This window comes from Pseudomonas putida, from assembly GCF_005080685.1.
Classification (GTDB): Bacteria; Pseudomonadota; Gammaproteobacteria; order Pseudomonadales; family Pseudomonadaceae; genus Aquipseudomonas; species Aquipseudomonas putida_V.
Window position 1 is genome coordinate 705,932 of record NZ_CP039371.1, and the last position, 25,198, is coordinate 731,129.

Sequence of the window (25,198 nt, forward strand, 5' to 3'; positions counted from 1 at the left end):
TTGCAATGTCAGTGTGTGAGGGAATCTGTTTGGTCGTCGGCATAGGGGTCGGGATGCCCCAGTTCGGCAAGCAATTGCCGTTCCAGTGCTTCCATTTCCTCTGCCTCGGCGTCTTCGATGTGGTCGTAGCCCAGCAGGTGCAGGCAGCCGTGGATCACCAGGTGCGCCCAGTGGGCCTCCAGCGCCTTGCCTTGCTCGGCTGCTTCGCGCTCGACCACTGGCACGCAGATCACCAGGTCGCCGAGCAGCGGGATATCGAGCAGTTCGTCGGGCACGTCGGCCGGGAACGACAGCACGTTGGTCGCATAGTCCTTGTGCCGGTAGGTATGGTTGAGCTCGCGGCCTTCGGCTTCGTCGACCAGGCGAATGGTCATTTCCGAGTCGGCGCTGCGCTGGCGCAGGGCAAGCTCGCACCAGCGACGGAAAGCCGCGTCATCCGGGGCCTCGGCATCCGTGGCCCGTTGCAGGTCGAGTTCAAGCATCTTTGCCGGTGACCTCGGGCTTGGCCTGGCGGGCGTCGAAGCGGTCGTAGGCTTCGACGATGCGCTGCACCAGCGGGTGACGCACCACGTCCTTGGGCTGGAAGTGGGTGAAGCTGATGCCCGGTACATCCCGAAGTACGTCGATCACGTGGGCCAGGCCCGACTTGGTGCCGCGCGGCAGGTCGACCTGGGTGATGTCGCCGGTGATCACCGCGGTCGAGCCGAAGCCGATACGGGTGAGGAACATCTTCATCTGCTCGAGCGTGGTGTTCTGGCTTTCGTCGAGGATGATGAAGCTGTTGTTCAAGGTGCGGCCACGCATGTAGGCCAGCGGGGCGATCTCGATCACCTGGCGCTCGATCAGCTTGGCCACGTGTTCGAAGCCGAGCATCTCGTACAGGGCGTCGTACAGCGGGCGCAGATACGGGTCGATCTTCTGGGCCAGGTCGCCAGGCAGGAAACCGAGCTTCTCGCCGGCTTCGACGGCCGGACGTACCAGCAGGATGCGGCGCACCTGCTCGCGTTCCAGGGCATCGACGGCGCAGGCCACGGCCAGGTACGTCTTGCCGGTACCGGCCGGGCCGATGCCGAAGTTGATGTCGTTGGCGAGGATTTCCTTGACGTAGCGCTGCTGGTTGACGCCACGCGGGCGGATGTTGCCCTTGCGCGTGCGCAGCGAGACGCTGACTTCGTTGACCGCCGGGTTGTCGATGTTCTCGACCGTGGACTCCTGTAGATACAGGTGCACGGTTTCCGGCGACAGCTCGGTGGCCTTGGCCTCACGGTAGAGGCGTCGCAGCAGCTGCTCGGCGGCGGAGGTGGTCTTGGGTTCGCCGATCAGTTCGAACTGATTGCCGCGGTTGCGGATCTCGATGGCCAGGCGCTGTTCGATCAGGCGCAAGTGCTCGTCGAACTGGCCGCACAAGTTGGCGAAACGGTTGGCCTCGAAGGGCTCGAGGATGAAACGATGAGGTTGTATGGGTGCGTTCAAGGTCGTTTTTAGCCGCTCGACGGCAATGAATGTGAACTCAAGAATAACCCTAGAAGGGCAGTGGCGAAAGCACTGATACGATCAAGGGGGCGTGCGGCCCGTTCCGGCGCCCTGAGTTGCCCGCGAAGTGGCCGGAACGGGTATCATGCGCGCCTTTTCCTACGAATGTGTTATTCCGCCGAACATGAGCAAACGCGAACCCGCCATCTATAAAGTGATCTTCCTCAACCAGGGGCAGGTCTTCGAGATGTATGCCAAGCAGATCTACCAGAGCGACCTGTGGGGCTTTCTGGAAATCGAGGAATTCGTTTTCGGGGAGCGTACCCAGGTAGTCGTCGACCCGAGCGAGGAAAAGCTCAAGACTCAGTTCGAGGGCGTGATCCGCAGTTTCGTGCCCATGCATTCGATCGTGCGCATCGACGAAGTGGAGCGGCTGGGGACGGCGAAGATCAGCGAGGCCAAAGGCGGGGGCAACGTGATGCCGTTCCCGATGCCGATGCCGGAGAAGTAAGGCTCAGGGAAGCGGCGAGAAGGGCGTGCGCCCTTCGGCGTTCTGCAGTTCCAGCAGGTACTTGCGGAAAATCTGGCCGAGCACCTGGGTGGCGTGTTCCAGCTCGTCACGGTGCATTTGCTCGGTCACTTCGTCGGCCATGTCCAGCGCATCTTCGGCACCGTTGACCGCGGCCATCTTGAGCAGGATGTACGCCTGCACGTTATTGGCCTTGACCCCTTCGCCATGGAAGAACATGGCGCCGAGGCGGTACTGGGCTTCGGCATGCCCTTGCAACGAGGCCTTCTCGAACCAGCTGAGGGCCTTGTCCAGGGCTTTCGGCGTTTGCGTGTAGTAGAACTCGCCCAGCTCGTACTGCGCCTGCGCATCCCCGTCGCTGGCGATCTTTTCGCAGGCCTTGATGGCGTTTTCCAGATCTTGCGGTTGGACATTCAGGGTGCAGCGGCCCGTTGCCGGAATCAGCAACGAGTTACTGCCCTCCGCCAGGGCCAGCAGGGGCTGAAGAAGCAACAGGCAGCCCAGGGTCAGGGCGCGGCCGGTGCGGTTCATGGGGATCGACTTACCTCTGCAAAGCTACGGCCAATGTCTCTGGTGGCACATTATGGGATAAGCAGCGCCAACCTTACAAAGTTTTACTCGAAATTCTCTATTGAAGGAGCATCTGCTGATTGCCGCTGCAGTTATTGCCTGCACCGGCCTCTTCGCGGACACGTCGCACAGGCCGGTACAGGCTGCCCCGTCATTTCAGCGCGGCGAAGGCCTTTTCAGCCGCATCCAGGGTGATCTTCAGCTCGGTTTCACCGTGGGCGATGGAGGTGAAACCAGCCTCGAACGCGCTCGGCGCCAGGTAGACGCCACCGTCGAGCATCAGGTGGAAGAAGCGCTTGAAGCGCTCGGCGTCGCTGGCCATCACATCGTCGAAGGTGACGATGTCGTCGGCACCACTGAAGTACAGGCCGAACATCGCACCGGCCTGGGTGGTGACGAACGGGATGCCGGCGGCATCGGCGCGCTGCTGCAGGCCGTCGAGCATGCGGCTGGTGAAGTCGCTCAGCTCGGCGTGGAAGCCCGGGCGGCTGATCAGTTTGAGCGTGGTCAGGCCTGCGGCCATCGCCAGTGGGTTACCCGACAGGGTGCCGGCCTGGTAGACCGGGCCCAGTGGGGCGATGCAGCCCATGATCTCGCGCTTGCCGCCGAAGCAGCCGACCGGCATGCCGCCACCGACGATCTTGCCGAAGGTCGACAGGTCGGGGGTGATGCCGTAGTGACCCTGGGCGCCGCCGAGCGACACGCGGAAACCGGTCATCACTTCGTCGAAGATCAGCACCACGCCGTGCTTGTCGCATTGCTCGCGCAGGCCTTCGAGGAAGCCTGGCGCCGGCGGTACGCAGTTCATGTTGCCGGCCACTGGCTCGACGATGATGCAGGCCACGGTGCTGCCGACTTCGCTCAGGGTCTTCTCGACCGCGGCGATGTCGTTGAACGGCAGGGTCAGGGTGTGCTTGGCGAAGTCGGCTGGCACGCCCGCCGAGCTCGGCACGCCTTGGGTCAGCAGGCCCGAGCCGGCCTTGACCAGCAGGCTGTCGGAGTGACCGTGGTAGCAGCCCTCGAACTTGATGATGGCGTCGCGGCCGGTGTAGCCACGGGCCAGGCGGATCGCGCTCATGGTGGCCTCGGTGCCGGAGCTGACCATGCGCACCATTTCCATGGACGGCACGATCGAGCAGACCAGGTCGGCCATTTCGGTTTCCATGGCGGTCGGCGCGCCGTACGACAGGCCGTGCTCGAGCTGCTTGCGCACCGAGGCGAGCACCTCGGGATGGCTGTGGCCGAGGATCATCGGGCCCCAGGAGCCGACATAGTCGACGTAGCGCTTGTCGTCCTCATCGACCACGTAGGCGCCTTCGGCGTGCTTGAAGAACAGCGGCGTGCCGCCGACGCTCTTGAAGGCGCGGACCGGCGAGTTGACGCCACCGGGGATGTGCTTCTGGGCTTGGGCGAACAGGGATTCGGAACGGGACATGGGATCTTCTCTCGAAATCAGCAAGCGAACAGGGCGTTGAAGGCGCGGGCGCGGCGGGTGACTTCCTGCGCGCTGTCGGCACCGAACAAGCCGTGGATGACCGCCAGCAGGTCGGCGCCATGGGCGACCAACGGGGCGGCGTTGTCGAGGGTGATGCCACCGATCACGGCGATCGGCAGCTTGACCTGGGTCCGGGCCTGCTCCAGCAGATCGAGGCTGGCGGCAGGGGCGCCGGGCTTGGTCACGGAATTGAAAAAGCGGCCAAAGGCGACATAGCTGGCGCCTTCCTGGGCAGCCTGCGCGGCCAGGTCCAGGCGCGCATGGCAGGTCGAGCCGATGATCGCATGGCGCCCGAGCAAGGCGCGGGCCGGGGTCAGCGGGCCGTCGGTCTGGCCCAGGTGTACACCCACGCCCAGGCGCGCGGCCAGTTCGGCGTCATCGTTGATCACCAACTGGGTGCCGTAGCGCTCGCAGAGTTTCATCAGCGCTTCGGCCTCGCGCAGGCGACGCGCGGCGTCGTCGCTCTTGTCGCGGTACTGCAACAGGCAGACGCCGCCTTCGAGCGCCGCCTCGACATGGGACAGGAAACGGCCGGCGAGCAGCTGGCTATCGGTGATTGCGTACAGACCGCGTAGCTTCATCGGAGGGCCTCGTGTCAGGAGCAGAAGTCCAGGGGCAGGCGGCGCGGGACGAACTGCCCCTTGCCCAGTTGCTCGGCGTCGCGCAGGGTCCGCCAGGTGTAGTCCAGGGCACTGCGAACCGCGCTTTCGAGCTGCTCGCCCAGGGCCAGGCGGCCGGCCAGGGCGCTGGCCAGGGTGCAACCGGAACCATGATAGCTGCCCGGCAGGCGCTGGCAGGTCCAGGTGTGGCGCTGGCCGTCGCGGCTGTACAGGCGATTGTGGATTTCATCCTCGTCGCCGTGACCGCCGGTGATCAGCAGGTGCCTGCAGAACGGCAGGAGCTTCTCTGCGCATTCATCCGCCGTGCCCTCGGGCAACTCGGCGAGAATGCGTGCTTCCGGCAGGTTGGGCGTGGCGATGGCGGCCAGCGGCAGCAGGCGCTCACGCAGCGCGTAGCCGACCTCGTCCTTGCCCAGGCGGCCACCGCCGCCGGCGCGCAGTACCGGGTCGCAGACCATCGGTAGGTGCGGGTGGGCGGCGAGCAGTTCGGCCACGGTATCGACCATCTCGATCGAACCGAGCATGCCCAGCTTGACCGCAGCCACGGTCGAGTCGGCGAGCACGGCATTGGCCTGGGCCAGTACCCACTCGCGGTCGAGCACGCGGAAGTCGGAAACGTTGACGGTATCCTGCACGGTCAGGGCGGTCACTGCAGGGGCGGCGTGACAGCCTTGGGCGATCAGGGCTTCTATATCTGCCTGCAGGCCGGCGCCGCCACTGGGGTCGTGGCCGGAGAGACAGAGGACAACGGGGCGGGAGCTGTAGGTATTCATGGTCGGCGAGCTTACCATCAAACCCATTTGCGCGGATCGTCCTACAAACGGGATTTGCTGATCCGGTGGTCAATTTCGCCTCGTGTATTTTGCGCAAAGCATTGATTTAGAGCGGTTTTCTCAGCTTTGATGATGGCTGATTGATAGCGGGTAAAGCTATGCTAGAGTGCTCGGATAACTCGATGAATGGAGCCTGCCGGATTTCGTCGTCTCAAAGGAATGGGAGGCAACCGCGACGCGACTGGACGGGCCAGGCTGGGGCTGTATGCGCTATTTGCTGATCGTGCTGTTGGGCTTGCTGCCCGCACTGGCCGGAGCGGTCGATTTCGACGACGCCACCCGGCACTTACCATTGGGCCGGGTCATGCAGGTCTTCGAGGACCAGGATGGCAGCGCCAGCATTGCCCAGGTCAGCTCCGAAGCCTTCGCCAGCCGTTTTCGCACCCACCATGAAGCAGTGCTCAACGCCGGGTATTCCACCTCGGTGTTCTGGCTGAAGGTCGACCTGCGCTATCTGCCCCAGCCAGGCGCGGCGCCCCGGCAGTGGTTGCTGGAGCTGGCCTACCCGCCGATGGACCACCTCGAGCTCTACCTGCCGGACGCCCAGGGCGTGTATCGGCTGGCCCAGCGCACCGGCGATACGCTGCCCTACAGCAGCCGACAGATCCAGCAGGACAACTACCTGTTCGAACTGCCGCTGCAGCCCGGCCAGGCCACCACCGCCTACCTGCGCCTGCACAGCGAGGGTTCTGTCCAGGCGCCGCTGGCGCTGTGGTCCGCCGAGGCGTACATGGAGGCCCAGCCCACGCGCCTGTACGTGCTGGGGATGATCTACGGCGTATTGCTGGTGATGCTGGTCTACAACCTGTTCATCTTCCTTAGCGTGCGCGACATCAGCTACCTCTATTACATTCTCTATATCGCCTCGTTCGGGCTCTACCAGGTGTCGGTCAACGGCGCCGGGGTCGCCTACTTCTGGCCGGACAGCCCCTGGTGGGCGAACGCCGCCACCCCTCTGTTCATCGGCGCGGCAGGGCTGTTCGGCTGCCAGTTCGCCCGCCATTTCCTACGCCTTGGCAAGATCAGTCGAAGTTTCGATCGGCTGCTGCAGCTATTGATGGTCGGTGGCGCGCTGGTGATGGTGCTGGCGGTGACCCTGCACTACGGCATCGCCCTGCGCATGGCCACGCTGCTGGCGCTGCTGTTCACCGTGAGCATCTTCGCCGCCGGGCTGTATGCCTGGTGGCGCGGCCTGCGGGTGGCGCGCTGGTTCATCATCGCCTGGTCGGCGTTTCTCCTCGGTGGCCTGGTCAACACCTTGATGGTGCTGGGCTACCTGCCCAATGTGTTCATCACCATGTATGCCAGCCAGCTCGGGTCGGCACTGGAGGTGGCATTGCTGTCGCTGGCACTGGCCGACCGCATCAACAGCCTGCGCGAACAGCAGGCGCAGGCCCTGCGTGACACGGGCCGCACCCTGGAGCAGTTGAACCAGCAACTGGCCAGGAGCAATCGCCTGAAGGATGAATTCCTCGCCACCGTGACCCACGAGCTGCGCACACCGATGAACGGCGTCATCGGCTCGCTCGAGCTGATGCACACCCTGCCCATGGAAGGTGAGATGGCCCAGTACCATCGCACCGCGTCAGGCTCGGCCCAGGACATGATGGCGATGGTCGACGATATCCTCACCCTCACCGAGCTGCAGGCCGGGCGCCTGCGCGTGCAGGCCACGCCGTTCGGCCTGCGGCGCATGCTCCAGGATCTGCGCTCCGGCCGCGCTGCCCAGGCCCTGGGCAAGGGGCTGTACTTGAGCCTGGACATTCCTGCCGATGTGCCTGACGAACTGCTGGGCGATGCGCAAAAACTGGCGCGCTGCCTGGGCTGCCTGATGGACAACGGTCTCAAGTTCACGCATCAGGGTGGCGTGGTCGTGCAGGTCCGGGGCCGCCGCCTCGGGCCGGAGCGCCTGGCGCTGAGCTTCGTCGTCAGTGATAGCGGCATCGGTTTCGACGACCTCGACCAGGCGATCCTCTACCAGCGCTTCTTCCAGGTCGACGGCTCGATGACCCGGCGCTATGGCGGCCTGGGCATTGGCCTGTCGATCTGCCGGCAGATGGGCGAACTGCTCGGTGCCCGTCTGTCGCATGAATCGACGCGGGGACTGGGCAGCCGCTTCGAATTCAGCCTCGAGGTGAGCCTGGCCCAGGTGCAGATGCCGCCTGGCAGGGCAGTGTCCGGGGTGACGCGGTTCTAGCGGCAACTACACGTTTAGTCATTTTTGCCCCTTTGACTGACAGGTGAGGGGTGCTTCACTGGGGGTTCATGCATGCCCGGATCCAGGAGCACCCGATGAACCTGCACCAGTACGCTGAAACCCACGAAGTCACCAACCAGCCGCCACCGTTGGACGGCGCCAACCTGTACCGCCTCGACCTGCCGCTGCAGGAGTGGTCACGGCACTTCGGCGCCGGTTGGGCGGCTTCGCGGATCGATGCCTACGGCGCCCTGGCCGGTGGGCCGCTGATGGCGGCGGGCTTTCTGGCCAACGCGCACAAGCCCGAGTTCAGCAGCCATGACCGTTATGGTCATCGCATCGACCTGGTCGAGTTCCACCCGGCCTATCACGAGCTGATGCGCACCGCCGTCGAACATGGCCTGCCATCGTTGCCCTGGGCCGAACCGCGAGCTGGCGCGCATGTGGCCCGGGCCTCCATGACCTATCTGCACAGCCAGGCCGAAGCCGGCAGCGGCTGCCCGCTGACCATGACCTTCGCCGCGGTGCCAGCGCTGAGGTTGCAGCCCGGTCTGGCCGAGTACTGGCTGCCCAAGGTGCTGAGCCGCGAGTACGATCCGCGTAACGTGGGCGACCGGCACAAGGCCGGGGTCACCCTCGGCATGGCGATGACCGAGAAGCAGGGCGGTACCGACGTGCGCGCCAACACCACGCGGGCCTATCCGGTCGGCACCCCAGGGCCGGGCCAGGCCTACGAGTTGGTCGGCCACAAGTGGTTCTGCTCGGCGCCGATGTGCGATGCGTTCCTGACCCTGGCGCAGACCGAAAAGGGCCTGACCTGCTTCCTGTTGCCGCGTCATCGCCCGGACGACAGCCGCAACCAGTTCTATATCCAGCGCCTGAAGAACAAGCTCGGCAATTGCTCCAATGCCTCCAGCGAAATCGAACTGCGCGGCGCCCTGGCCTGGATGGTCGGGGAGGAGGGGCGTGGAGTGCCGACCATCATCGAGATGGTGGCGATGACCCGCTTCGATTGCATGGTCGGCTCCAGCGCCCTGATGCGTCAGGCCCTGACCCAGGCCGCCCATCATTGTGCGCACCGCAAGGTCGGCGGGCGTCTGCTCAACGAACAACCCTTGATGCAGAACGTGTTGGCCGACCTGGCCCTGGAAAGCGAGGCGGCATTGGCGCTCAGCCTGCGCATGGGCCAGGCCCTGGAGCAACTGGACGACCCGAGCCAGGCGCACTTCGCCCGGCTGGTCACCGCCGTTGGCAAGTACTGGATCTGCAAGCGCGCCCCGGGAATGATCAACGAGGCTGCCGAGTGCCTGGGCGGTGCCGGCTACGTCGAGGACAGCATCCTGCCGCGGTTGTACCGCGAAGCGCCGGTCAACTCCACCTGGGAAGGCTCGGGCAACGTGCAGTGCCTCGATGTACTGCGGGCACTGGCCAAGGAGCCGGGTGTGCTCGAAGCGCTGTTCGCCGAACTGGGCGATGGCCATGGCGACCCCCGCCTGGCGATGCACATCGGCAACCTCAAGGGGGCGTTCGCCGATACCAGCGACATCCAGTACCGCGCCCGGCAACTGACCGAGGACATCGCCCTGGCGCTACAGGCCAAGCTGTTGCTCGAAGCGGGCAATACCGTGGTCAGCGATGCCTTCATCGGGAGCCGCCTGGCGGGTGGTGGCCGGGCCTATGGCGCATTGCCCCGTGGCGTGGATGTCGAGGCGCTGGTGGCGCGGGCTACGCCACTCTGGCCGGTCGGATGACGACGGGGGTGTAATTGCAACGGAAGGCAGGCAAGATGTTTCCATGCATGCCCAGACAGGAAGCCCAGTGTGAGCCAAGCGTTTATCGTCGTTGATACCCCAGAACAGGCCGTCGATCGTCTGGCGGCCCTGCATGAACAGGCCACCGGGGCCCTCAGCCAGGCCCTCAAGCGTTACCTGAAAGACCGTACCGAGCCGGGCGCAGACGAGCGCGCACTGTTCCGCTACCCAGCGCTGCGCCTGACCTACTACAGCCAGGGCGAGGTCGCCGCCACCACGCGCGCCTATGCCAAGGTGCAGGTCGCCGGTACCTACAGCGTCACCGTCACCCAGCCGGCGGCGTTCCGTGGCTATCTGCTGGAGCAACTGCGCCCGCTGATGCACGACTACACCGTTACTGTGGAAGTCGGCGTCAGCGAGCAGAACATTCCCTACCCCTACGTCGTCGACCAGGGTGACGAACTGGCCGGCAGTGGCATTACCGCGGCCCAGCTGGCGCGGGTGTTCCCCAGCACCGACCTGTCGGCGGCCACCGATAACATCGCCGACGGCCTGTACGATTGGGAAAGCGCCGAGAGCCTGCCACTGGCGCTGTTCGACGCCGCCCGGGTGGACTTCTCGCTGCGCCGCCTGGTGCATTACACCGGCAGCGACTGGCGGCACATGCAGCCCTGGATCCTGCTGACCAACTACCACCGCTATGTCGACCAGTTCATCACCCATGGCCTCGAACAACTGCGTGACGACCCGCGTTTCGTGCGCATGGTGCTGCCAGGCAACGTGGTCATCGAAAAGTCCATGGACAACGGCGAAGCCCAGGCCCTGGTGGCCGGCGTGGTGTGGCACCGCTACCAGATGCCGGCATACCACCTGATCGCCGCCGACGGCGACGGTGTCACCCTGGTCAACATCGGCGTCGGCCCGTCCAATGCCAAGAACATCACCGACCACCTGGCGGTGCTGCGCCCGCACTGCTGGCTGATGATCGGCCACTGCGGCGGTCTGCGTCAGTCGCAGACCATCGGCGACTACGTGCTGGCCCACGCCTACATGCGCCGGGACGGCATTCTCGACCGCGTGGTGCCGCCGAACATCCCGATCCCGGCCCTGGCCGAGGTGCAGATGGCGCTGCAGGAGGCTGCCGCGCAGGTGACCGGCGAGCGTGGCGAGCAGCTTAAAAAACGCCTGCGCACCGGCACCGTGCTGACCTACGACGACCGCAACTGGGAACTGCGCTGGGCCCAGGAACGGCCATTGATCAACCTCTCGCGCGCCGTGGCCGTGGACATGGAAAGCGGCACCATCGCCGCCCAGGGCTACCGCTTGCGGGTCCCGTACGGCACCTTGCTGTGCGTCTCCGACAAACCGCTGCACAGCGAAATCAAGCTGCCCGGTTCGGCCAATGCCTTCTACAACCGGGCAGTCAGCCAGCACCTGAAGATCGGCATCGCCGCCCTCGACCTGCTGCGTACCGAGCTCAATTCGTTGCACTCGCGTAAACTGCGCAGCTTCGATGAACCGCCGTTCCGCTGAGGATCCATGTCCCTGCCTCCCCGTTCCAAGCCGCGTCGCCCCCAGGCGCGGCCCACTGGCCCGCGTCGCCAGCCCAAGGCGCCGCCGGCCGAACCACGCCTGATCCTGTTCAACAAGCCGTTCGATGTGCTCACCCAGTTCAGCGACGGTGAGGGGCGTGCCACGCTCAAGGACTTTATCGATATCCCCGGCGTATACCCGGCGGGGCGTCTGGACCGTGACAGCGAGGGCCTGCTGCTGCTGACCAACGATGGCGCCCTGCAGGCACGTATCGCCGACCCCAAGCACAAGTTGGCCAAGACTTACTGGGTGCAGGTCGAAGGCGAGGTGAGTGACGAGCAGTTGCAACGCCTGCGTGATGGCGTCGAGCTCAACGACGGGCCGACCCTGCCGGCCGAGGCGCGGCGCCTGGACGAACCGCAACTATGGCCGCGCAATCCGCCCGTGCGGTTTCGCAAGAGCGTGCCGACCCGCTGGCTGGAGCTGGTGATCCGTGAGGGTCGCAATCGTCAGGTGCGGCGGATGACGGCGGCGGTCGGGTTGCCGACCTTGCGCCTGGTACGGGTGCGCATTGGCAAGTGGGCACTGGAGGGGTTGGAGCAGGGCTGCTGGCGTGAGGTCGAGGCCCGGCTGTAGGTCTGCTGGGTGGCCATTCGCGCCGAACCGCCGCGAATGGCCGGCGAAGACGCTAGACCCCTTCGAGAAACGCCACCACCACGCTCTTGATGATGAAGGCCAATACCCCCAACCCCAGCACGAAAAACAGAATCAGCGTACCAAATCGCCCGGCTTTGGACTTTTTCGCCAAATCCCAGACGATGAAACCCATGAAACCGATCAGGATCGTGACCAGGACGATCATCATCCACTCTTCGAATACGGCGGGATCCATCGATGTTCTCCTGGGCGATCAACGCAGGTGGGTCAGGGGGAGTTCGGTGCTGGCCAATACCTGGTTGAGCACGAAGCTCGAACGTACGCTGGTCACGCCTTCGATGCGTGTCAGGCTGCCGAGCAGCAGTTTCTGGTAATGATCCATGTCCGGCACCACCACTTTCAGCTGATAGTCGGCGTCCATCCCGGTTACCAGGCTGCATTCCAATACCTGCGGCAGGTTGCGGATGGCCGCCTCGAAGGTTTCGAAACGCTCGGGGGTGTGGCGGTCCATGCCGATCAGCACGTAGGCGGTCAGGCTCAGGCCGAGCTTCTTGCGATCGAGCAGGGCGACCTGGCGCGAGATGTAGCCGTCGTCTTCCAGTTGCTTGACCCGACGAGAGCATGGCGAAGGCGACAAGCCGATGCGTTCGGCCAGCTCCTGGTTGGAAATGCGCGCGTCGCGCTGCAGTTCGGCGAGGATGCTCAGGTCGTAGCGGTCAAGTTTGCTCATGGAAAAGGCCTTTTCTGTTCAGATTGCGTTGAATTATCAATCCAGGGTGAAAAATTGCGCAAGTGCTATTTATCCGTGCAATCTTCGCAATCCTCTGCTGGGTCAGGTCCCGTATCTTTTTACCTACAGAATCACTGCCCGGACAACAGTCCACGGCGACGCGCCCCAGGCGGGCGGTCGCGGCCAGCCATCCAACAGGATCCGCCAGGCCCCCGGGCTACGCAGCGTCCAGAAGACGATGCGAGGTGAGCCGACGCCACAAGTGTCGAGCACGGACGACAATTCCCAAAGGGAGGCCCAGCGGCCTCCCTTTTTTCATGCCCGCGATTTTCATCTGGGCGATGTGGCGGCGCGGTAAACTGGCGCCACGCGTTTGATTACCGAGAGGAACAACATGAAGTCGCGCATCTGGCAGTTGGCAGGTGTTGGTTTGCTTGGCCTGGCGATCAGCCTCGGGGCGCAGGCCCAGGGTCCTGGAGAGCGGCCTGGAGAGGGGCATGGCGGTGCAGGCCCGCAAGACTCGAACGATAACGGCGGCGGCCGGACGTTGAATTCGCGCGACGAGGTCCGCCAGACCCAGCCTGCGCGGCAAGGCTATTACCAGGACATCCCGCACCGTGGCGGTGAGGGCCATTGGCAGGGCGGCCAGCGTCCCGGTGGCGATTGGCAGGGCCGTCCGGACGGCCATGGCAACGGCTGGGGACCTGGGCCGCAGTACCGGCCGGGGCATCAGGTCGACCGCTTCCCGGACCGCTACTGGAAAGTGCCCTATCGCGGCGAGGACTATTTCTACTCCGGCGGCTACTGGTATCGCCCCAATGGCGGCGGCTATCGGGTGGTGTCCCCGCCGTACGGCGTACGTGTCGGCTACCTGCCGTCCTACGCTCGCGAGGTATGGCTGGGCGGTGCGTTGTTCTTCCTGGTCGCCGACACCTATTACCAGTACCTGGCCGACAGCCAGGAGTACGTGGTGGTCAACCCGCCCGCGCAAGCCCCTGCGCCGGTGCCGGTAGCGCCTGCGCCAAATGGCTACGATGTGGTGGCCTATCCCCTGTACGGCCAGGGCCAGGAACAACAGGACCAGGACCGCTACCAGTGCCACCGATGGGCGGTCAGCCAGTCCGGTTTCGACCCGGCCACGGCGACCTACGCGCCACCTGCCAATGTCGCCGACAATTACCGGCGCGCCTTGGGGGCCTGCTTCAGCGGGCGAGGGTATAGCGTCAACTGAGGCCGGGCAGCTCACACCGGATCGGCATGCACCATCACATCCGCCCGCGGATAACGCTGGCGGATCACCTCCGAGGCGCGTACGCACAAGGCGTGCGCCTCATGCAGCGGTAACTGCCCGGGCAATTCCAGGTGCAACTGCACGAACCACTGGTTGCCCGACACCCGCGTGCGCAGGTCGTGCACGCCCTGTACCCCAGGTATGCCCAGCACCAGCCCGGCCATCTCCTCGCCGATGTCCCCAGGCAGCGCCTTGTCCATCAGGATCGACGTGCTTTCGCGAGCGATCTGCAACGCGCTCCAGAGGATGTACAGGGCGATGCCCAGGCCGAACAGCGCATCCAGCTGCGGCCAGCCGAAGCGTGCCAGCAGCAGGGCGAGCAGGATGCTGCCGTTGAGCAGCAGGTCGGAGCGATAGTGCAGCGAGTCGGCGCGCACGGCGGTCGAGCCGGTCAGGCGTATGACCTTGCGCTGCAAGGCCAGCAAGGCGACGGTCAATGCCAGCGACAGCAGCATCACGCCGATGCCGACCGCCGTGTCGCCCAAGGGCCGTGGCGTCTGCAGGCGCTCGAACGCCTGCAGGCCGATGAGCACCGCGCTGACCCCGATGAACAGTGCCTGGGCCATGCCGGCCAGCGCCTCGGCCTTGCCGTGGCCGAAGCGGTGGTCGTCATCGGCCGGGCGCAGGGCGTAGTGCACGGCCAGCAGGTTGAGGAACGACGCCACCGCGTCCAGCGCCGAGTCGGTCAGGCCCGCCAGCAGGCTGACCGAACCGCTCAGCCACCAGGCCAGCGCCTTGCTCACGACCAGGATGCTGGCCACCGCCAGCGAAGCGCGGGTGGCCAGACGCAGGAGGCGCTGGTGTTCGGCGCAGGTGATCATGCGCGGGGCGGCATCCTCGTGGTTCAGGCGGCAGGGACCAGGCCGTAGGCGGCCAGTTGCTCGACACTACCACGGTGCTGGATGAGGCGTGGGTCGTTGAGCGGCAGGCGCTGGCCCAGTTCGCTTTCCAGGATGGCCTGCAGCTTGACGTTGTCGACCTTGCCGTCAGCGTTCACCGCCTCGCGCAGCTTGACCGGGTCGACCTGCGCGGTGCGCCCGCCCGGGTAGTAGATGGCGCCGGTGGCGAAGTCGATGCCGAAGGCGATCAGGCCGGGGATCACGTAGAACAGGATGCCGATGGCATCCATTGCGGCGACCACGGGGTCGATCTTGCCGCCGATCTGGCCGCGGCGGTCTGGATAGAAAATCGTGCCGCAGGCCGTCAGCTGGGTCAGCAGGGTGACGATGAGGGCGCCACCGATGACGCGGGATGGGATGCGCATGTAAATCTCCGGAAAAGGTATTCAGCAGGGCAAGCGAAGCGCCAGCACCTGAAGCTAAGACCATGATAGGGCAGGCTCGGTTCGCCGTTATACTCGCCGCACTGTTCGAGGACCACCATGATTTCATTACCGATCGATGCTGTCTTGCCCGCCCTGCGCCAGGCCCTGGAAAACCGCGACGAAGCCGTGCTCGAAGCGCCGCCCGGCGCCGGCAAGACCACCCGCGTGCCGCTGGCGCTGCTCGATGCGCCCTGGCTGGCCGGGCAGACCATCCTCATGCTCGAACCGCGCCGGCTCGCTGCCCGTGCGGCCGCCGAGCGGCTGGCCAGCGAATTGGGCGAGAAGGTCGGCGAGACCGTGGGCTATCGCATTCGCCTGGACAGCAAGGTGGGGCCGAACACCCGCATCGAAGTGGTCACCGAGGGCATCCTCACCCGCCGCCTGCAGGCCGACCCGGCGCTCGAAGGTGTGGGGCTGCTGATTTTCGACGAGTTTCACGATTTGCTGATTAGCTCTTTTTCCGCTCTTGCTTGTCAGGATTTTCAATCAAAGCCCACAAGGCTTTGATGCTCCTGCTCCTGCTCCTGCTCCTGCTCCCGCCTCTGCTTTGCCCTCGCTTCTGCTCTCGTTCTTCCTATCTTTTCATGGTGCGCTTAGGTAGCTCACTGATCCTGACTGGCATCCTCAAGCTCAAATCAACCCTCAACGCTCAGCGTATACTGCCTCCCTGATTTGGGAGCCTCGATGATTTCTCTACCTATTGACCTCGTATTGCCAGACCTACGAGAGGCCCTGGCCAACCGCAACGAAGTGATCCTTGAAGCGCCACCTGGTGCGGGCAAGACCACTCGGGTGCCCCTGGCGCTGCTGAACGAACCTTGGCTTGGTGATCAAAAGATCCTGATGCTCGAACCTCGTCGACTGGCTGCTCGGGCGGCTGCTGAGCGTTTGGCGAGTGAACTGGGTGAGAAGGTAGGTGAGACTGTCGGCTACCGCATTCGCCTTGAAAGCAAAGTAGGCCCGCGAACCCAGATCGAGGTGGTCACCGAAGGTATCTTGGCGCGCCGGCTCCAAGATGATCCTGCGCTGGACGGGGTGGGCGTGGTCATCTTCGACGAGTACCACCTTAGAAATCTTGACTCTGACCTTGCACTTGCTCTGTGCCTGAGTGCCCGCGATCTGCTGCGTGATGAGCCCCCACTGAAGCTGCTCCTGATGTCCGCAACACTGGAGGGTGCTCGCCTTTCAAAGGTGCTGAATGATGGGCCTGTGGTCACCAGTGAAGGGCGGATGTATCCGGTTTCGACGGTTTGGGGTAGCCCCTATCAGCCGGGAGAGCGAATCGATGCGCGAGTCACTGACACCTGCCTGGCCGCCATCAATGAACAGTCGGGAAGCATTCTGGTTTTCCTCCCTGGGCAGGCAGAGATTCGGCGGGTGGCGGAAGATCTCAAGGAGCAGCTCAACAGCCGTCCAGACGTGATCGTATGCCCGCTGTACGGTGACCTCGATCTGAACGCTCAGCGTGCCGCGATAGACCCGGCACCCAGGGGCTCCCGGAAGATCGTACTGGCCACGAACATCGCCGAGACCAGCTTGACCATCGAAGGCGTCAGGGTCGTGGTGGACAGTGGTCTGGAGCGAGTGCCGAAGTTCGATCCTCGCAGTGGCATGACCCGACTCGACACTCAGCGTATCTCGAAGGCCAGTGCTACCCAGCGTGCGGGGCGGGCAGGGCGCTTGGAGCCAGGTGTCTGCTATCGCCTGTGGTCGGAATCGCAGCACGAGCAAATGGCCGGCTACAGCACCCCAGAGATCCTGCAGGCGGATCTCGCAGCTCTGGCACTCCAGCTGGCCCGGTGGGGAATGAAGCCAGAAGAGATGACCTGGCTCGACCAACCTCCATCAGCTCCTTTCGGCCAAGCCAGAGACCTGCTGAAGCGTCTGGGCGCACTCGATGATGCTGGACAGCTCACACCGCACGGTTCGGCGATGAGCGAACTCCCAGCGCATCCACGGATCGCTCACATGCTCATCAAAGGCAATGCGATGGGCCTGGATGACCTGGCCTGCAACATTGCGGCTCTGCTGGGTGAGAAGGACATCCTGCGTGGAGCAGGCGCCGACCTTCACACCAGGCTGAGTGCCTTGTCAGGTGAGCAACATTCACGTCGTAGTGGCGGCTCCCTTCAGCGGGTGAAGCAGTCGGCTCGGCAGTACCGATCCCTACTACGGGGGAAGGCCTCCAGCCTTGTCAGCGAGCCCGATCACCCACGGTGGGTAGGGTGCCTCCTGGCGTTTGCCTACCCTGACCGAATCGGCCTGCAGAGGCGTGCAAGTGCATCCGAATACCGTCTCTCCAACGGTCGTGCTGCGGTGTTCTCAGAGCCCGATGGCCTCACCAAACATGAGTGGCTGGTGGTGGCCGACCTGGGTAGCCGGCAAGGGCAGCGCGAAGAACGGATCTACCTGGCGAGTGACCTCGATCCGGCTCTGTTCGATGACGAGCTGGCTGACCTTGTGAGGTCTGTCGATGAGGTCGACTGGGACGAAAGGGAAGGTGTTCTGAAGGCTGAGCGGCAATTGAAGGTTGGGCAGCTGATCTTGTCGACGAAAGCCCTGCCGAGTCTTGATGAGCAAACCCGTTCGCTGGCCTTGGTCAACCTGGTGAGGCGTAAGGGTATCGAGCTGCTGCCGTGGAACCCCGAGCTACGGCAGTGGCAGGCGCGGGTCGATCTGCTGCGTCAGCTGGACATCCAGAATGGTCAGGCACAGAGCAAATGGCCTGATCTCAGTGATGCCAATCTGCTCGACACGCTGGAAGAGTGGCTCACGCCGTACCTGGGCAAAGTCACGAGGCTCAGCCACTTCAGCCAGCTGGATCTGTCGTCGATAGTCAGAAACCTACTACCTTGGCCGCTTCCACAAGAGCTGGAAGTCCAGGCACCTCAGGCGATCCAGGTGCCGTCTGGTTCGAACATCCGCATCGACTACTCGCAGCATCCGCCGATCCTCGCAGTGAGGCTTCAGGAGTTGTTTGGTCTGGCAGAAACCCCTCGCATTGCCCAGGGCAGGCAGCCGCTGATTCTCCATCTACTGTCGCCGGCCCGTAGGCCTGTGCAGGTTACCCAGGATCTCGCCAACTTCTGGCGCAGTACCTATGTCGAGGTGAAGAAAGATCTCAAAGGTAGATACCCCAAGCATTATTGGCCTGAAGATCCATTGGTGGCGGAGGCTACGGCTAGGGATGGTCTGAAGTAGCCATGTGCTTCTGGCCGGCTTCGACCATCGCTGATTTTGAAAGTGGCGAGTCGACCCAAAACGCTCAGATCACTGACTCATTCCTGTCTTTTTAGCCGCAGCGAGCACCTCGCGGCGGCTATTCCCCACATTACAGGCGCACCTCTCCTGCATTGCTCAGTAAATGTCGACGGGCCATCCACAGATTCGACAGGGCAAACAGCGTCAGCAGCTGTGCCGTGTTCTTGGCCAGGCCACGGAAGCGCGTCTTCACATAACCAAACTGGCGCTTGATCACCCGGAACGGGTGCTCGACCTTCGCCCTTACCTGCGCTTTGGCTTTTTCGATCTTGCGCTTGGCTTTGTACAGGACGCTGCGCTTGCCCAGTTTCTGGTAGGTGCTACGCCGGGCGGCAATTTGCCAGATGACCTGACGACCTTCATGCTCGGGGCGTTTCTCCACTCCGGTATAACCGGCATCGGCACAGACCACGTTTTCGTCGCCGTGCAGCAGCTTATCGACCTGCGTGACATCGGCCACATTGGCCGCCGTGCCCACCACACTATGCACCAGGCCCGACTCGTCATCCACACCGATATGGGCCTTCATGCCGAAGTACCATTGATTGCCTTTCTTGGCCTGGTGCATTTCCGGGTCGCGCTTGCCGTCCTGGTTCTTGGTCGAACTCGGCGCATGAATCAGCGTGGCATCGACGATGGTGCCCTGGCGCAGCGACAGGCCGCGATCTCCCAGGTAGCCATTGATCACGCCCAAAATCCCTGCCGCCAGCTCGTGCTTTTCCAGCAGGCGACGGAAGTTGAGGATGGTGGTTTCGTCGGGAATGCGCTCCAGGCTCAGCCCAGCAAACTGGCGCAGAATGGTCGTTTCGTAGAGCGCTTCCTCCATTGCCGGATCGCTGTAGCCGAACCAGTTCTGCATCAGATGTATGCGCAGCATCGCCATAAACGGATAGGCCGGACGACCGCCTTCACCCTTCGGGTAGTGCGGCTCGATCAGGGTAATCAAACCCTTCCACGGCACCACCTGATCCATCTCGATAAGGAACAATTCCTTGCGGGTCTGCTTGCGCTTGCCGGCGTACTCGGCATCGGCGAAGGTCATCTGCTTCATCAGGCGTCTCGGCGGGTGAGATCAGGCATTCTGCCAAATCTGGAAGTCCTCTTCAGAGTTTCCCTAGAGCCAAGCCGAGGAAGTCCTGAATACAGGGCCTTTCGTAGAAGTTAATGGTTCACTGCTCGCCTTCTGTCGTTACCTCGGTGGCGTATGGCCATTAGGCATGGACGCCACCTCTGATTTCACATAGCCTTGAGCGCCAAAAGCCATGGAAGTAGGTGATGGACTCGAGTAATGCGGGCGGCGTAGCAGCCAAGCTTGGATTCCTCTATCAGGACTGTGCTGCGGCGCTTTTCGTAACTGAGATGCTGCTCAACAAGAAGATCGAGGCTGTCAGGTGCGAGGTTACTGATGACATTGATATTCTCTATGGCACGCACACAGAGTTTATCCAGGTTAAAACTTCCGATAAGCCGCGCTGGTCTATCAGTACAGTAACAATCCGTTCTCGCGGCGCTAACAATAAACTTATTGCTAATAGCTCTATTGTCCACAAGTCCATGCAGTGTGCATCGGCACCCCTTGATCGGTGTAAGTTTAGGATACTGTCTCCTAGGGATTGCAAAGATCCTTTGGATTTTCTAGAAATTGATAGATCGAAGCGGAGCGGGAAGCCTGGTCGCCAAGATTTGATCGATGGGCTTAATGATAAGCTTAAAAATTATGTCGCTCCGGCAGGGAACTCGATAACTGACTGGGTTGATGCCTGCTGGTGGCATGTGATACCTAGCTTGAGAGAGATAGAGCTTACCGCTCTGGATAACATTAGAAGGGCCGCACAAAGCCTTTACGGCGTGATTCTCAGCGTCGAGTCGGTGGTTGAAAATATATGGGTTAACATTCTTGTCACCATGACTAAGAAAAGTGCGTTGGATAGGCGGGTTTATGTAGAGGATGACAAAACTTATCATCGAGATCATTTTCTCGCCTGGTTCAAGGCTGAAGTGTTATTTTATGATCGCGGCAATTCTCACGCGAAAGTGTACGTTCATCGGAAATTGCCAAATATCCTGGTTCAACTTCAGGCGCCATTTGTAAGTTCAGTTCCTAGTAGGAATGGGCTAGCCCTGCATCAGCGCTACCAGATGGGTCAGTATCGCTATGAGCATATTGCTAGCAATATTTGTCACTGGTTTGACGAGCTCTTGCTGAGGCCAAATGAGATTGCTGACTTCAATAGTTCCAGCGCCACTGAAAAGTACAGGCTACTAAGGTCGCGGCTCGCTGATAATACGAACGATCTAGAGCAATTTCTTGGGAATGCATTACTGCATTCGGTAATGCGATTGAGGCATGATAGTCAGCCCATACCCGCTACACTTTATTTGGACTCAAAGGGCGACTTGAAGGTATTTGAAAATGTCCATATTGTCCAGCGCTCCAAAGGTGGAGATGAGTTGTGGCTCGGAGTCAGTAAGCTAACTAAAGCAAGAACCGTATCCCAAGTCTTAACTGAGCTGAGGGATGCTCTTTACGATGACATAGTCAACGGCCTGGATGGAGTTAGGGAGAAAGTTCTCGATGTGAAAGAGGACTCCTATCTCCTGAGGCACGATGTAGATGAGATTCTTGATACGAGCAGCTCGTTTGAGGATCATCTGGATCGCTTTAGATTTGTTATTTTCTTCGGGTATGAGTCCGCGTTGCTAACTATTCCTGAGACAAAAGGTCACGAGCCTGATTTGTATCGGGAGGCGTACCAGTTGTTCGTGGATTTTATATCAGATTTAGCAAGTAATCCGGTTTATGCTCAGTTGAATGTCGAGCTTTATATCTATGCGGCCCCTAGTTTTGACGACTTATGTGGTTTGTTGAAAAAGAAAATGCGAGATGAGCAATGAACAGTATTTACGACAGTGCTAGGTTGCTGCTTGATACCCAAGGTTCTTCAGCATTCACTTATCTGCGAGCTGCTGACAAGCTGTTGTCAAATCCTGTTTCACTGCATATGGGCAGAGACTTGGTGATCCGTGCCTTAGATGCAAGGCCAAAGTTCTCAAGCTATACGCCGTTACTTCGGAACCTTGTGCGTAAAGCCGGGCTATATCCGTACTTGAAGAAGGAGTTTCAAGATGTATCAGTCAGCGAAAGAGCAGCTTTAGGTATTTATCAAACTCCATTCTCAGACGACATCGTCTTCCACTCAATGCAATTTCAGGTGTTCGAGCTTCTTAGGTCTGGTCGAAATGTTGTATTGAGCGCTCCTACCAGTATGGGCAAAAGTGCGATTGTAGACTCCATTATTGGTTTGGGTTTAGTGCGTAGGGCGGTTTTGGTTGTACCTACCATTGCACTTGCCGACGAGACCCGCAGGCGGCTTCAAGATAGATTTGGAGAGACTTATCAGATTATTCACCACAGTTCGCAGCAGGCCAGTGGTGACAAGGTAATTTATGTGCTGACCCAAGAGAGGGTCAACGAGCGGCAAGATATCGTAGACATTGATTTTTTCGTGATTGATGAATTTTATAAGCTTGCATTTCAGCAGCGAGCCAGTGGCAAGATAGATTACGAAAATGAGCGAGTGATTGAGCTTAATATTGCATTGAGCAAGCTTCTCAAAGCCTCCAAGCAGTTTTATATGACTGGCCCATTTATCAATAGTGTCACAGGCCTGGCTGGCCTCGGTTTTGAGTATACTTTCATATCGTCTGATTTTAATACGGTGGCTTTAGATGTCGAGTCACTGGATTTGTCCCCTAATGACGAAGCAGGCAAAGAGGAAGCCATTCGTGCTATTGCAGGGAAGTGCCGTGGGGAGGCCACTATAATCTACTGCAAGTCTTCTGCTATTGCTGGTGGCGTTGCTAGGACTTTAGCTGCCAATGGTTTTGGCTCAAAGTTTAATAGTCCTCATCTGAACTGGGTGGCAGAAGAATATGATTGGGATTGGGACTATTGCTTAGCGTTGCGCAATGGTATTGGGCTTCATTTTGGCGGATTGCCCCGTGCGTTGCAGCAATATACTATTGATCTTTTCAATCGAGGTGAGATCAATTATTTGATCTGTACTTCGACGATTATTGAAGGGGTTAACACGATTGCTAAAAATGTTGTCATATATGACAATAGGGATGGCAATTTTAGTATCGACAAGTTCACGCATGGTAATATTAAAGGTCGTGCTGGTCGGATGGGGGTTCATTTTGTAGGTAAGGTATACTGCCTTGAGTCAATACCACAGGACTCGTTCAATCAGGAAGTAGATATCCCCCTGGGTATCCAAGATGCTACGACGCCAATGAACCTCTTGGTGGGTGTTCAGCCTGAACACCTCAGTGACTATTCTCAGGCTAGGTTTGAACGAGATGAGAATGTTGACGAATTCGGCGTAGATTTGCTCAAGCGACATAGCTCCTTCAGCTTAGAAACGTTCAGAGAGATATACTCCTTTGTGGAGATGCTCTCAGAGTCCGACCTGCAGTCCGCAATTTTTCATTGGATGCCTTCTGCCACGTTTCTGAATGTTTTAGCCGAGGCAGTGACTAGGTTTCAAGCAGGTGCCCTTCGTAGGGTACGTATTCCCACGAAAAACACATCTGTGATCCACGCAAAGCTTACAAACTATTTGTACACCTCTGAGTACGCCGAATACTTCAAGTCCCAGATTGATCAGTCAAAGGCGCGTTTGGAGAGAGGAGAGGTTGAAGACTTATCTATCTGCATCAATGATGACCTAAAGGTGGTAATCAATATTTTCGGACATACCGTTCCCAAGCTTCTAGGTATTCTTGAAGATGTGGTGAAGCTGTATGCCAAAAGACACAATATCAACTCTAAGATTGACTATTCTAGGTTGCGTGGCATTTTTGAGCATTACCATCTCTCTCCCGGTCTTGCTGGCCTAGAGGAGATGGGGGTGCCTGTTCAGACTCTCCAGAGGGTCAACGGTGTGATTGAGGTGCCTCAAGATCTCGATGTGGATGAGATGGCTCAGTTCCTAAGAGATCATGAGTCTCGCTGGCTCAGTATGGGCACCGTAGATCGTTCTTTTTTGACGAGAACGCTTTATCCGAATTCGAGGAAGTGACAGCCGCCTCCAGAACTGTATCATTGGAGTGTCAGTTTTCTAGGTGGTTGGAGTGCCCTTGAAGATTTTGAAAAGACTTTGGAGCCTCATTGACACCGACCGTCGTCCCGAGTGGGAAAAGCAACGTGAGCGTGAGTTCATCGAGGCGGTAAACAGCCTCAAGACGCTCAAGGTGACGCCAAGGGGCCGCATGTCCATCGACCCTGAAGAGATACGTGAGCAAGTGTTGGAGGCGCGGGAGAGGTTGAAGCATTTTGTCCGCAAACCCTAGGCCTATGCAGTCGACGCCGAAGTGCGTCAGTGCACGGGCTGTGTTGAAAAGGGTTGAGGGTTAGCTACCAGGCTCCCGCTCCCAGAGCCGCCACACAGTGCCCTTCGAATACCCCAGAGCACGCGCCACCTCAGCCTGGGTGAGGCCGTCTTTTTTCAGCGCCTGCACTGCCTTCCACTTCTCTCTAGCAGCCGTCACTCGCGGATGCTCAATCTCGCGAGGCTGCCGTTCCATAATCTCGTTGGCTCTCCCCAAGGCCTCTGCTTCCACGATTGCATCGATCAGCACTTGGTGAGTCGTCTGTTGGTTTTCCGCTGCAATGACCATGGCGAACAGGGTAGCTGGGCTGATGCCCAGTGAAATTGCCAGATCCCTCACGGTATCGATGGTGGCCGTGAAGCTAGCCGCTTCCAGTTCGCTGATCGTTTGTTGACGAAGAAGGCCAGAGATCTCCTGCTGAGACAGACCTTGCTGCGTTCGGAGCGACTGGAGCACGGCGGCGAGAGAGTGGCGTAGCGGCATTTCTGCCTCCGCAAAAGGAGACGGTATGCCTCGTTTGCCTAGGCTCGCTCAAACAGATATATTGGTTTGAGTGAGTCGAATGGCGATCTGCCGCTACGTTCCCGTTCGCACATCACCTCGTCGTTTTGAATACCGAGGTAATTGGTGACTGATAGCTCCGTAGAGCACGAGTTGCTCCAGGAAGGGCACGTCTCTTCCGCTGGGACGTCGCTGTCCCAACCCGAAATTGAGGCACTGCTTGCCGAACGCTTTCCTCGCAGGCCGTATTGCTTGGTTGAGGACTGGCTCATCTTCCACGTCGATGAGCCGCAGCAGTCGCTGGACAGAGTCCGGTCTGTAGGCCTGCAGCCGATGTTCCTGTACTCCCATTGCGTCAACTACGACAGCGAGGGCCGATTCCCACCAGGGGGATGGGTGCGTTCGACGCTGTGCAAGACCTACGACGGCGTGTGCATGTTCGAAACGCGCAACACCGTGTACGTCCTGGTTGGCCCTGGTCGTGAGCAGACCGCCTCGCTGAAGACAATATTCGGCTTATGTTGACCCGCAGGCCCCATAGGTGGGCTTGCCCAGATGAGATCCACGATGTTCCGCATTAGCACGCAAGACCAGGCTGGCCCTGTCGGTATGTTTGGGGACGGCCTTGCTCACTTTCATGCAGTCACCCGGTCTCTGGCCACTCACTGGTATCACGTCAGCCTCAAGCGCAGGCATGAGGATCGGTTCGTTGCCTACGAGGAGATGCTCAACGATGAGATGCGCCTCGTCGAGCTGCTAGTAGCGCAAGACGAGAGCCTGGTGGTGCAGGAAGTCCAAGCCGTCACCCCATCCTGGATGAACAAGGATGATGGTTGGAAGATGGAGAAGCTCATGTCGCTCTCGATGGGACACAACCAGGCTGGTGTCGCTGTGTGTGTCCTGGAAGTAGAGGGTGGTGCTGTGTATGTCGATACGCATGAGCCTGGTCTCGGTGCCGACTCCTTGAACGGCGTCAAAGAGCTGTATCGACGTGGTATGGCTCAGGCCAGTGCTGCAGCAGGGCCCCGGAGGGCGTAGG

The 25,198-nt window shown here is 60.6% G+C and carries 24 protein-coding genes and 1 pseudogene; 13 read left to right on the forward strand and 12 right to left on the reverse strand.

What is annotated here, in order from left to right; all coding sequences use genetic code 11:
• Positions 1 to 8: 8 nt before the first annotated feature.
• Both ybeY and E6B08_RS03440 read right to left on the reverse strand, forming a co-directional pair.
• Positions 9 to 482 (reverse strand): rRNA maturation RNase YbeY, encoded by a 474-nt coding sequence (gene ybeY / locus E6B08_RS03435; RefSeq protein WP_136912761.1) that lies wholly within the window; start codon positions 480 to 482, stop codon positions 9 to 11.
• Positions 475 to 1,473 carry a PhoH family protein gene (locus E6B08_RS03440; RefSeq protein WP_136912762.1) on the reverse strand — a complete coding sequence of 333 codons (999 nt, stop codon included), beginning with the start codon at positions 1,471 to 1,473 and terminating at the stop codon, positions 475 to 477. Before E6B08_RS03440 ends, ybeY begins: the two co-directional genes overlap by 8 nt.
• A 184-nt stretch (positions 1,474 to 1,657) precedes the next feature.
• Between E6B08_RS03440 and E6B08_RS03445 the strand changes: the two genes are divergently transcribed.
• Entirely contained in the window at positions 1,658 to 1,984 is a 327-nt protein-coding gene (locus E6B08_RS03445; protein ID WP_136917321.1) for a DUF1820 family protein, read from the forward strand.
• Positions 1,985 to 1,987: 3 nt separating this feature from the next.
• On the opposite strand, the gene E6B08_RS03450 is transcribed toward E6B08_RS03445, so the two are convergent.
• The 4 genes from E6B08_RS03450 to E6B08_RS03465 form a co-directional block, all read right to left on the reverse strand.
• On the reverse strand, positions 1,988 to 2,533 hold the full coding sequence (locus E6B08_RS03450; protein ID WP_136912763.1) for a tetratricopeptide repeat protein: 546 nt from the start codon (positions 2,531 to 2,533) through the stop codon (positions 1,988 to 1,990).
• Positions 2,534 to 2,723: 190 nt separating this feature from the next.
• The gene (gene hemL, locus E6B08_RS03455; RefSeq protein ID WP_136912764.1) at positions 2,724 to 4,007 is read right to left on the reverse strand and encodes a glutamate-1-semialdehyde 2,1-aminomutase; all 1,284 of its coding nucleotides are present in this window, start codon (positions 4,005 to 4,007) and stop codon (positions 2,724 to 2,726) included.
• A gap of 17 nt (positions 4,008 to 4,024) precedes the next feature.
• Positions 4,025 to 4,648, reverse strand: coding sequence for a thiamine phosphate synthase (thiE, locus tag E6B08_RS03460; protein WP_136912765.1), 624 nt, complete (start codon positions 4,646 to 4,648; stop codon positions 4,025 to 4,027).
• Positions 4,649 to 4,662: 14 nt separating this feature from the next.
• On the reverse strand, positions 4,663 to 5,460 hold the full coding sequence (locus E6B08_RS03465; protein WP_136917322.1) for a hydroxymethylpyrimidine/phosphomethylpyrimidine kinase: 798 nt from the start codon (positions 5,458 to 5,460) through the stop codon (positions 4,663 to 4,665).
• A 265-nt stretch (positions 5,461 to 5,725) separates the two neighbouring features.
• On the opposite strand from E6B08_RS03465, the gene E6B08_RS03470 reads away from it, so the two are divergent.
• The 4 genes from E6B08_RS03470 to E6B08_RS03485 all read left to right on the forward strand — a co-directional run bounded on the left by E6B08_RS03470 (position 5,726) and on the right by E6B08_RS03485 (position 11,637).
• Positions 5,726 to 7,717, forward strand: a complete 1,992-nt coding sequence (locus E6B08_RS03470) for a hybrid sensor histidine kinase/response regulator (protein ID WP_136912766.1) — start codon at positions 5,726 to 5,728, stop codon at positions 7,715 to 7,717.
• A 95-nt stretch (positions 7,718 to 7,812) separates the two neighbouring features.
• A complete protein-coding gene (locus E6B08_RS03475) occupies positions 7,813 to 9,468 on the forward strand; it encodes an acyl-CoA dehydrogenase family protein (RefSeq protein ID WP_136912767.1) in 1,656 nt (551 codons plus the stop codon).
• A gap of 69 nt (positions 9,469 to 9,537) precedes the next feature.
• Positions 9,538 to 11,001 carry an AMP nucleosidase gene (gene amn / locus E6B08_RS03480; RefSeq protein WP_136912768.1) on the forward strand — a complete coding sequence of 488 codons (1,464 nt, stop codon included), beginning with the start codon at positions 9,538 to 9,540 and terminating at the stop codon, positions 10,999 to 11,001.
• Between the two features lie 6 nt (positions 11,002 to 11,007).
• A complete protein-coding gene (locus E6B08_RS03485; RefSeq protein WP_136912769.1) occupies positions 11,008 to 11,637 on the forward strand; it encodes a pseudouridine synthase in 630 nt (209 codons plus the stop codon).
• A 52-nt stretch (positions 11,638 to 11,689) separates the two neighbouring features.
• Here E6B08_RS03485 and E6B08_RS03490 read toward each other — a convergent pair whose 3' ends face one another.
• Together E6B08_RS03490 and E6B08_RS03495 are read right to left on the reverse strand one after the other, a co-directional pair.
• The gene (locus E6B08_RS03490; protein WP_133330244.1) at positions 11,690 to 11,893 is read right to left on the reverse strand and encodes a DUF2788 domain-containing protein; all 204 of its coding nucleotides are present in this window, start codon (positions 11,891 to 11,893) and stop codon (positions 11,690 to 11,692) included.
• Positions 11,894 to 11,911: 18 nt separating this feature from the next.
• Positions 11,912 to 12,388 carry an Lrp/AsnC family transcriptional regulator gene (locus E6B08_RS03495; protein WP_003249795.1) on the reverse strand — a complete coding sequence of 159 codons (477 nt, stop codon included), beginning with the start codon at positions 12,386 to 12,388 and terminating at the stop codon, positions 11,912 to 11,914.
• 394 nt (positions 12,389 to 12,782) lie between these two features.
• Between E6B08_RS03495 and E6B08_RS03500 the strand changes: the two genes are divergently transcribed.
• Positions 12,783 to 13,619: a DUF6515 family protein gene (locus E6B08_RS03500; protein ID WP_136912770.1), complete on the forward strand. Its 837-nt coding sequence runs from the start codon at positions 12,783 to 12,785 to the stop codon at positions 13,617 to 13,619.
• Positions 13,620 to 13,630: 11 nt separating this feature from the next.
• Here E6B08_RS03500 and E6B08_RS03505 read toward each other — a convergent pair whose 3' ends face one another.
• Both E6B08_RS03505 and E6B08_RS03510 read right to left on the reverse strand, forming a co-directional pair.
• The gene (locus E6B08_RS03505) at positions 13,631 to 14,500 is read right to left on the reverse strand and encodes a cation diffusion facilitator family transporter (protein ID WP_136912771.1); all 870 of its coding nucleotides are present in this window, start codon (positions 14,498 to 14,500) and stop codon (positions 13,631 to 13,633) included.
• A gap of 23 nt (positions 14,501 to 14,523) precedes the next feature.
• Entirely contained in the window at positions 14,524 to 14,943 is a 420-nt protein-coding gene (locus E6B08_RS03510; RefSeq protein ID WP_136912772.1) for a polyribonucleotide nucleotidyltransferase, read from the reverse strand.
• Between the two features lie 117 nt (positions 14,944 to 15,060).
• Between E6B08_RS03510 and E6B08_RS03515 the strand changes: the two are divergent.
• Positions 15,061 to 15,474, forward strand: a pseudogene (locus tag E6B08_RS03515) (DEAD/DEAH box helicase); the annotation flags it as partial.
• Positions 15,475 to 15,687: 213 nt separating this feature from the next.
• Entirely contained in the window at positions 15,688 to 18,204 is a 2,517-nt protein-coding gene (hrpB, locus tag E6B08_RS03520; protein WP_136912774.1) for an ATP-dependent helicase HrpB, read from the forward strand.
• 130 nt (positions 18,205 to 18,334) lie between these two features.
• Here hrpB and E6B08_RS03525 read toward each other — a convergent pair whose 3' ends face one another.
• Entirely contained in the window at positions 18,335 to 19,315 is a 981-nt protein-coding gene (locus E6B08_RS03525) for an IS5 family transposase (RefSeq protein WP_136912775.1), read from the reverse strand.
• 224 nt (positions 19,316 to 19,539) lie between these two features.
• On the opposite strand from E6B08_RS03525, the gene E6B08_RS03530 reads away from it, so the two are divergent.
• The 3 genes from E6B08_RS03530 to E6B08_RS03540 are packed head-to-tail and all read left to right on the forward strand — an operon-like array spanning position 19,540 to position 23,619.
• On the forward strand, positions 19,540 to 21,159 hold the full coding sequence (locus E6B08_RS03530) for a dsDNA nuclease domain-containing protein (RefSeq protein ID WP_136912776.1): 1,620 nt from the start codon (positions 19,540 to 19,542) through the stop codon (positions 21,157 to 21,159).
• Positions 21,156 to 23,348: a DEAD/DEAH box helicase gene (locus tag E6B08_RS03535; RefSeq protein WP_136912777.1), complete on the forward strand. Its 2,193-nt coding sequence runs from the start codon at positions 21,156 to 21,158 to the stop codon at positions 23,346 to 23,348. The genes E6B08_RS03530 and E6B08_RS03535 overlap by 4 nt, the downstream gene beginning before the upstream one ends.
• A gap of 52 nt (positions 23,349 to 23,400) precedes the next feature.
• Entirely contained in the window at positions 23,401 to 23,619 is a 219-nt protein-coding gene (locus E6B08_RS03540) for a hypothetical protein (RefSeq protein ID WP_238349281.1), read from the forward strand.
• A gap of 60 nt (positions 23,620 to 23,679) precedes the next feature.
• Here E6B08_RS03540 and E6B08_RS03545 read toward each other — a convergent pair whose 3' ends face one another.
• A complete protein-coding gene (locus E6B08_RS03545; RefSeq protein ID WP_023089457.1) occupies positions 23,680 to 24,141 on the reverse strand; it encodes a helix-turn-helix domain-containing protein in 462 nt (153 codons plus the stop codon).
• 144 nt (positions 24,142 to 24,285) lie between these two features.
• Here E6B08_RS03545 and E6B08_RS03550 point away from each other — a divergent pair, with 144 nt between their 5' ends.
• Complete coding sequence (locus E6B08_RS03550) at positions 24,286 to 24,684, forward strand: DUF6957 family protein (protein WP_136912779.1); 399 nt, start codon at positions 24,286 to 24,288, stop codon at positions 24,682 to 24,684.
• Positions 24,685 to 24,726: 42 nt separating this feature from the next.
• Entirely contained in the window at positions 24,727 to 25,197 is a 471-nt protein-coding gene (locus tag E6B08_RS03555) for a hypothetical protein (protein WP_136912780.1), read from the forward strand.
• Position 25,198: the final 1 nt, after the last annotated feature.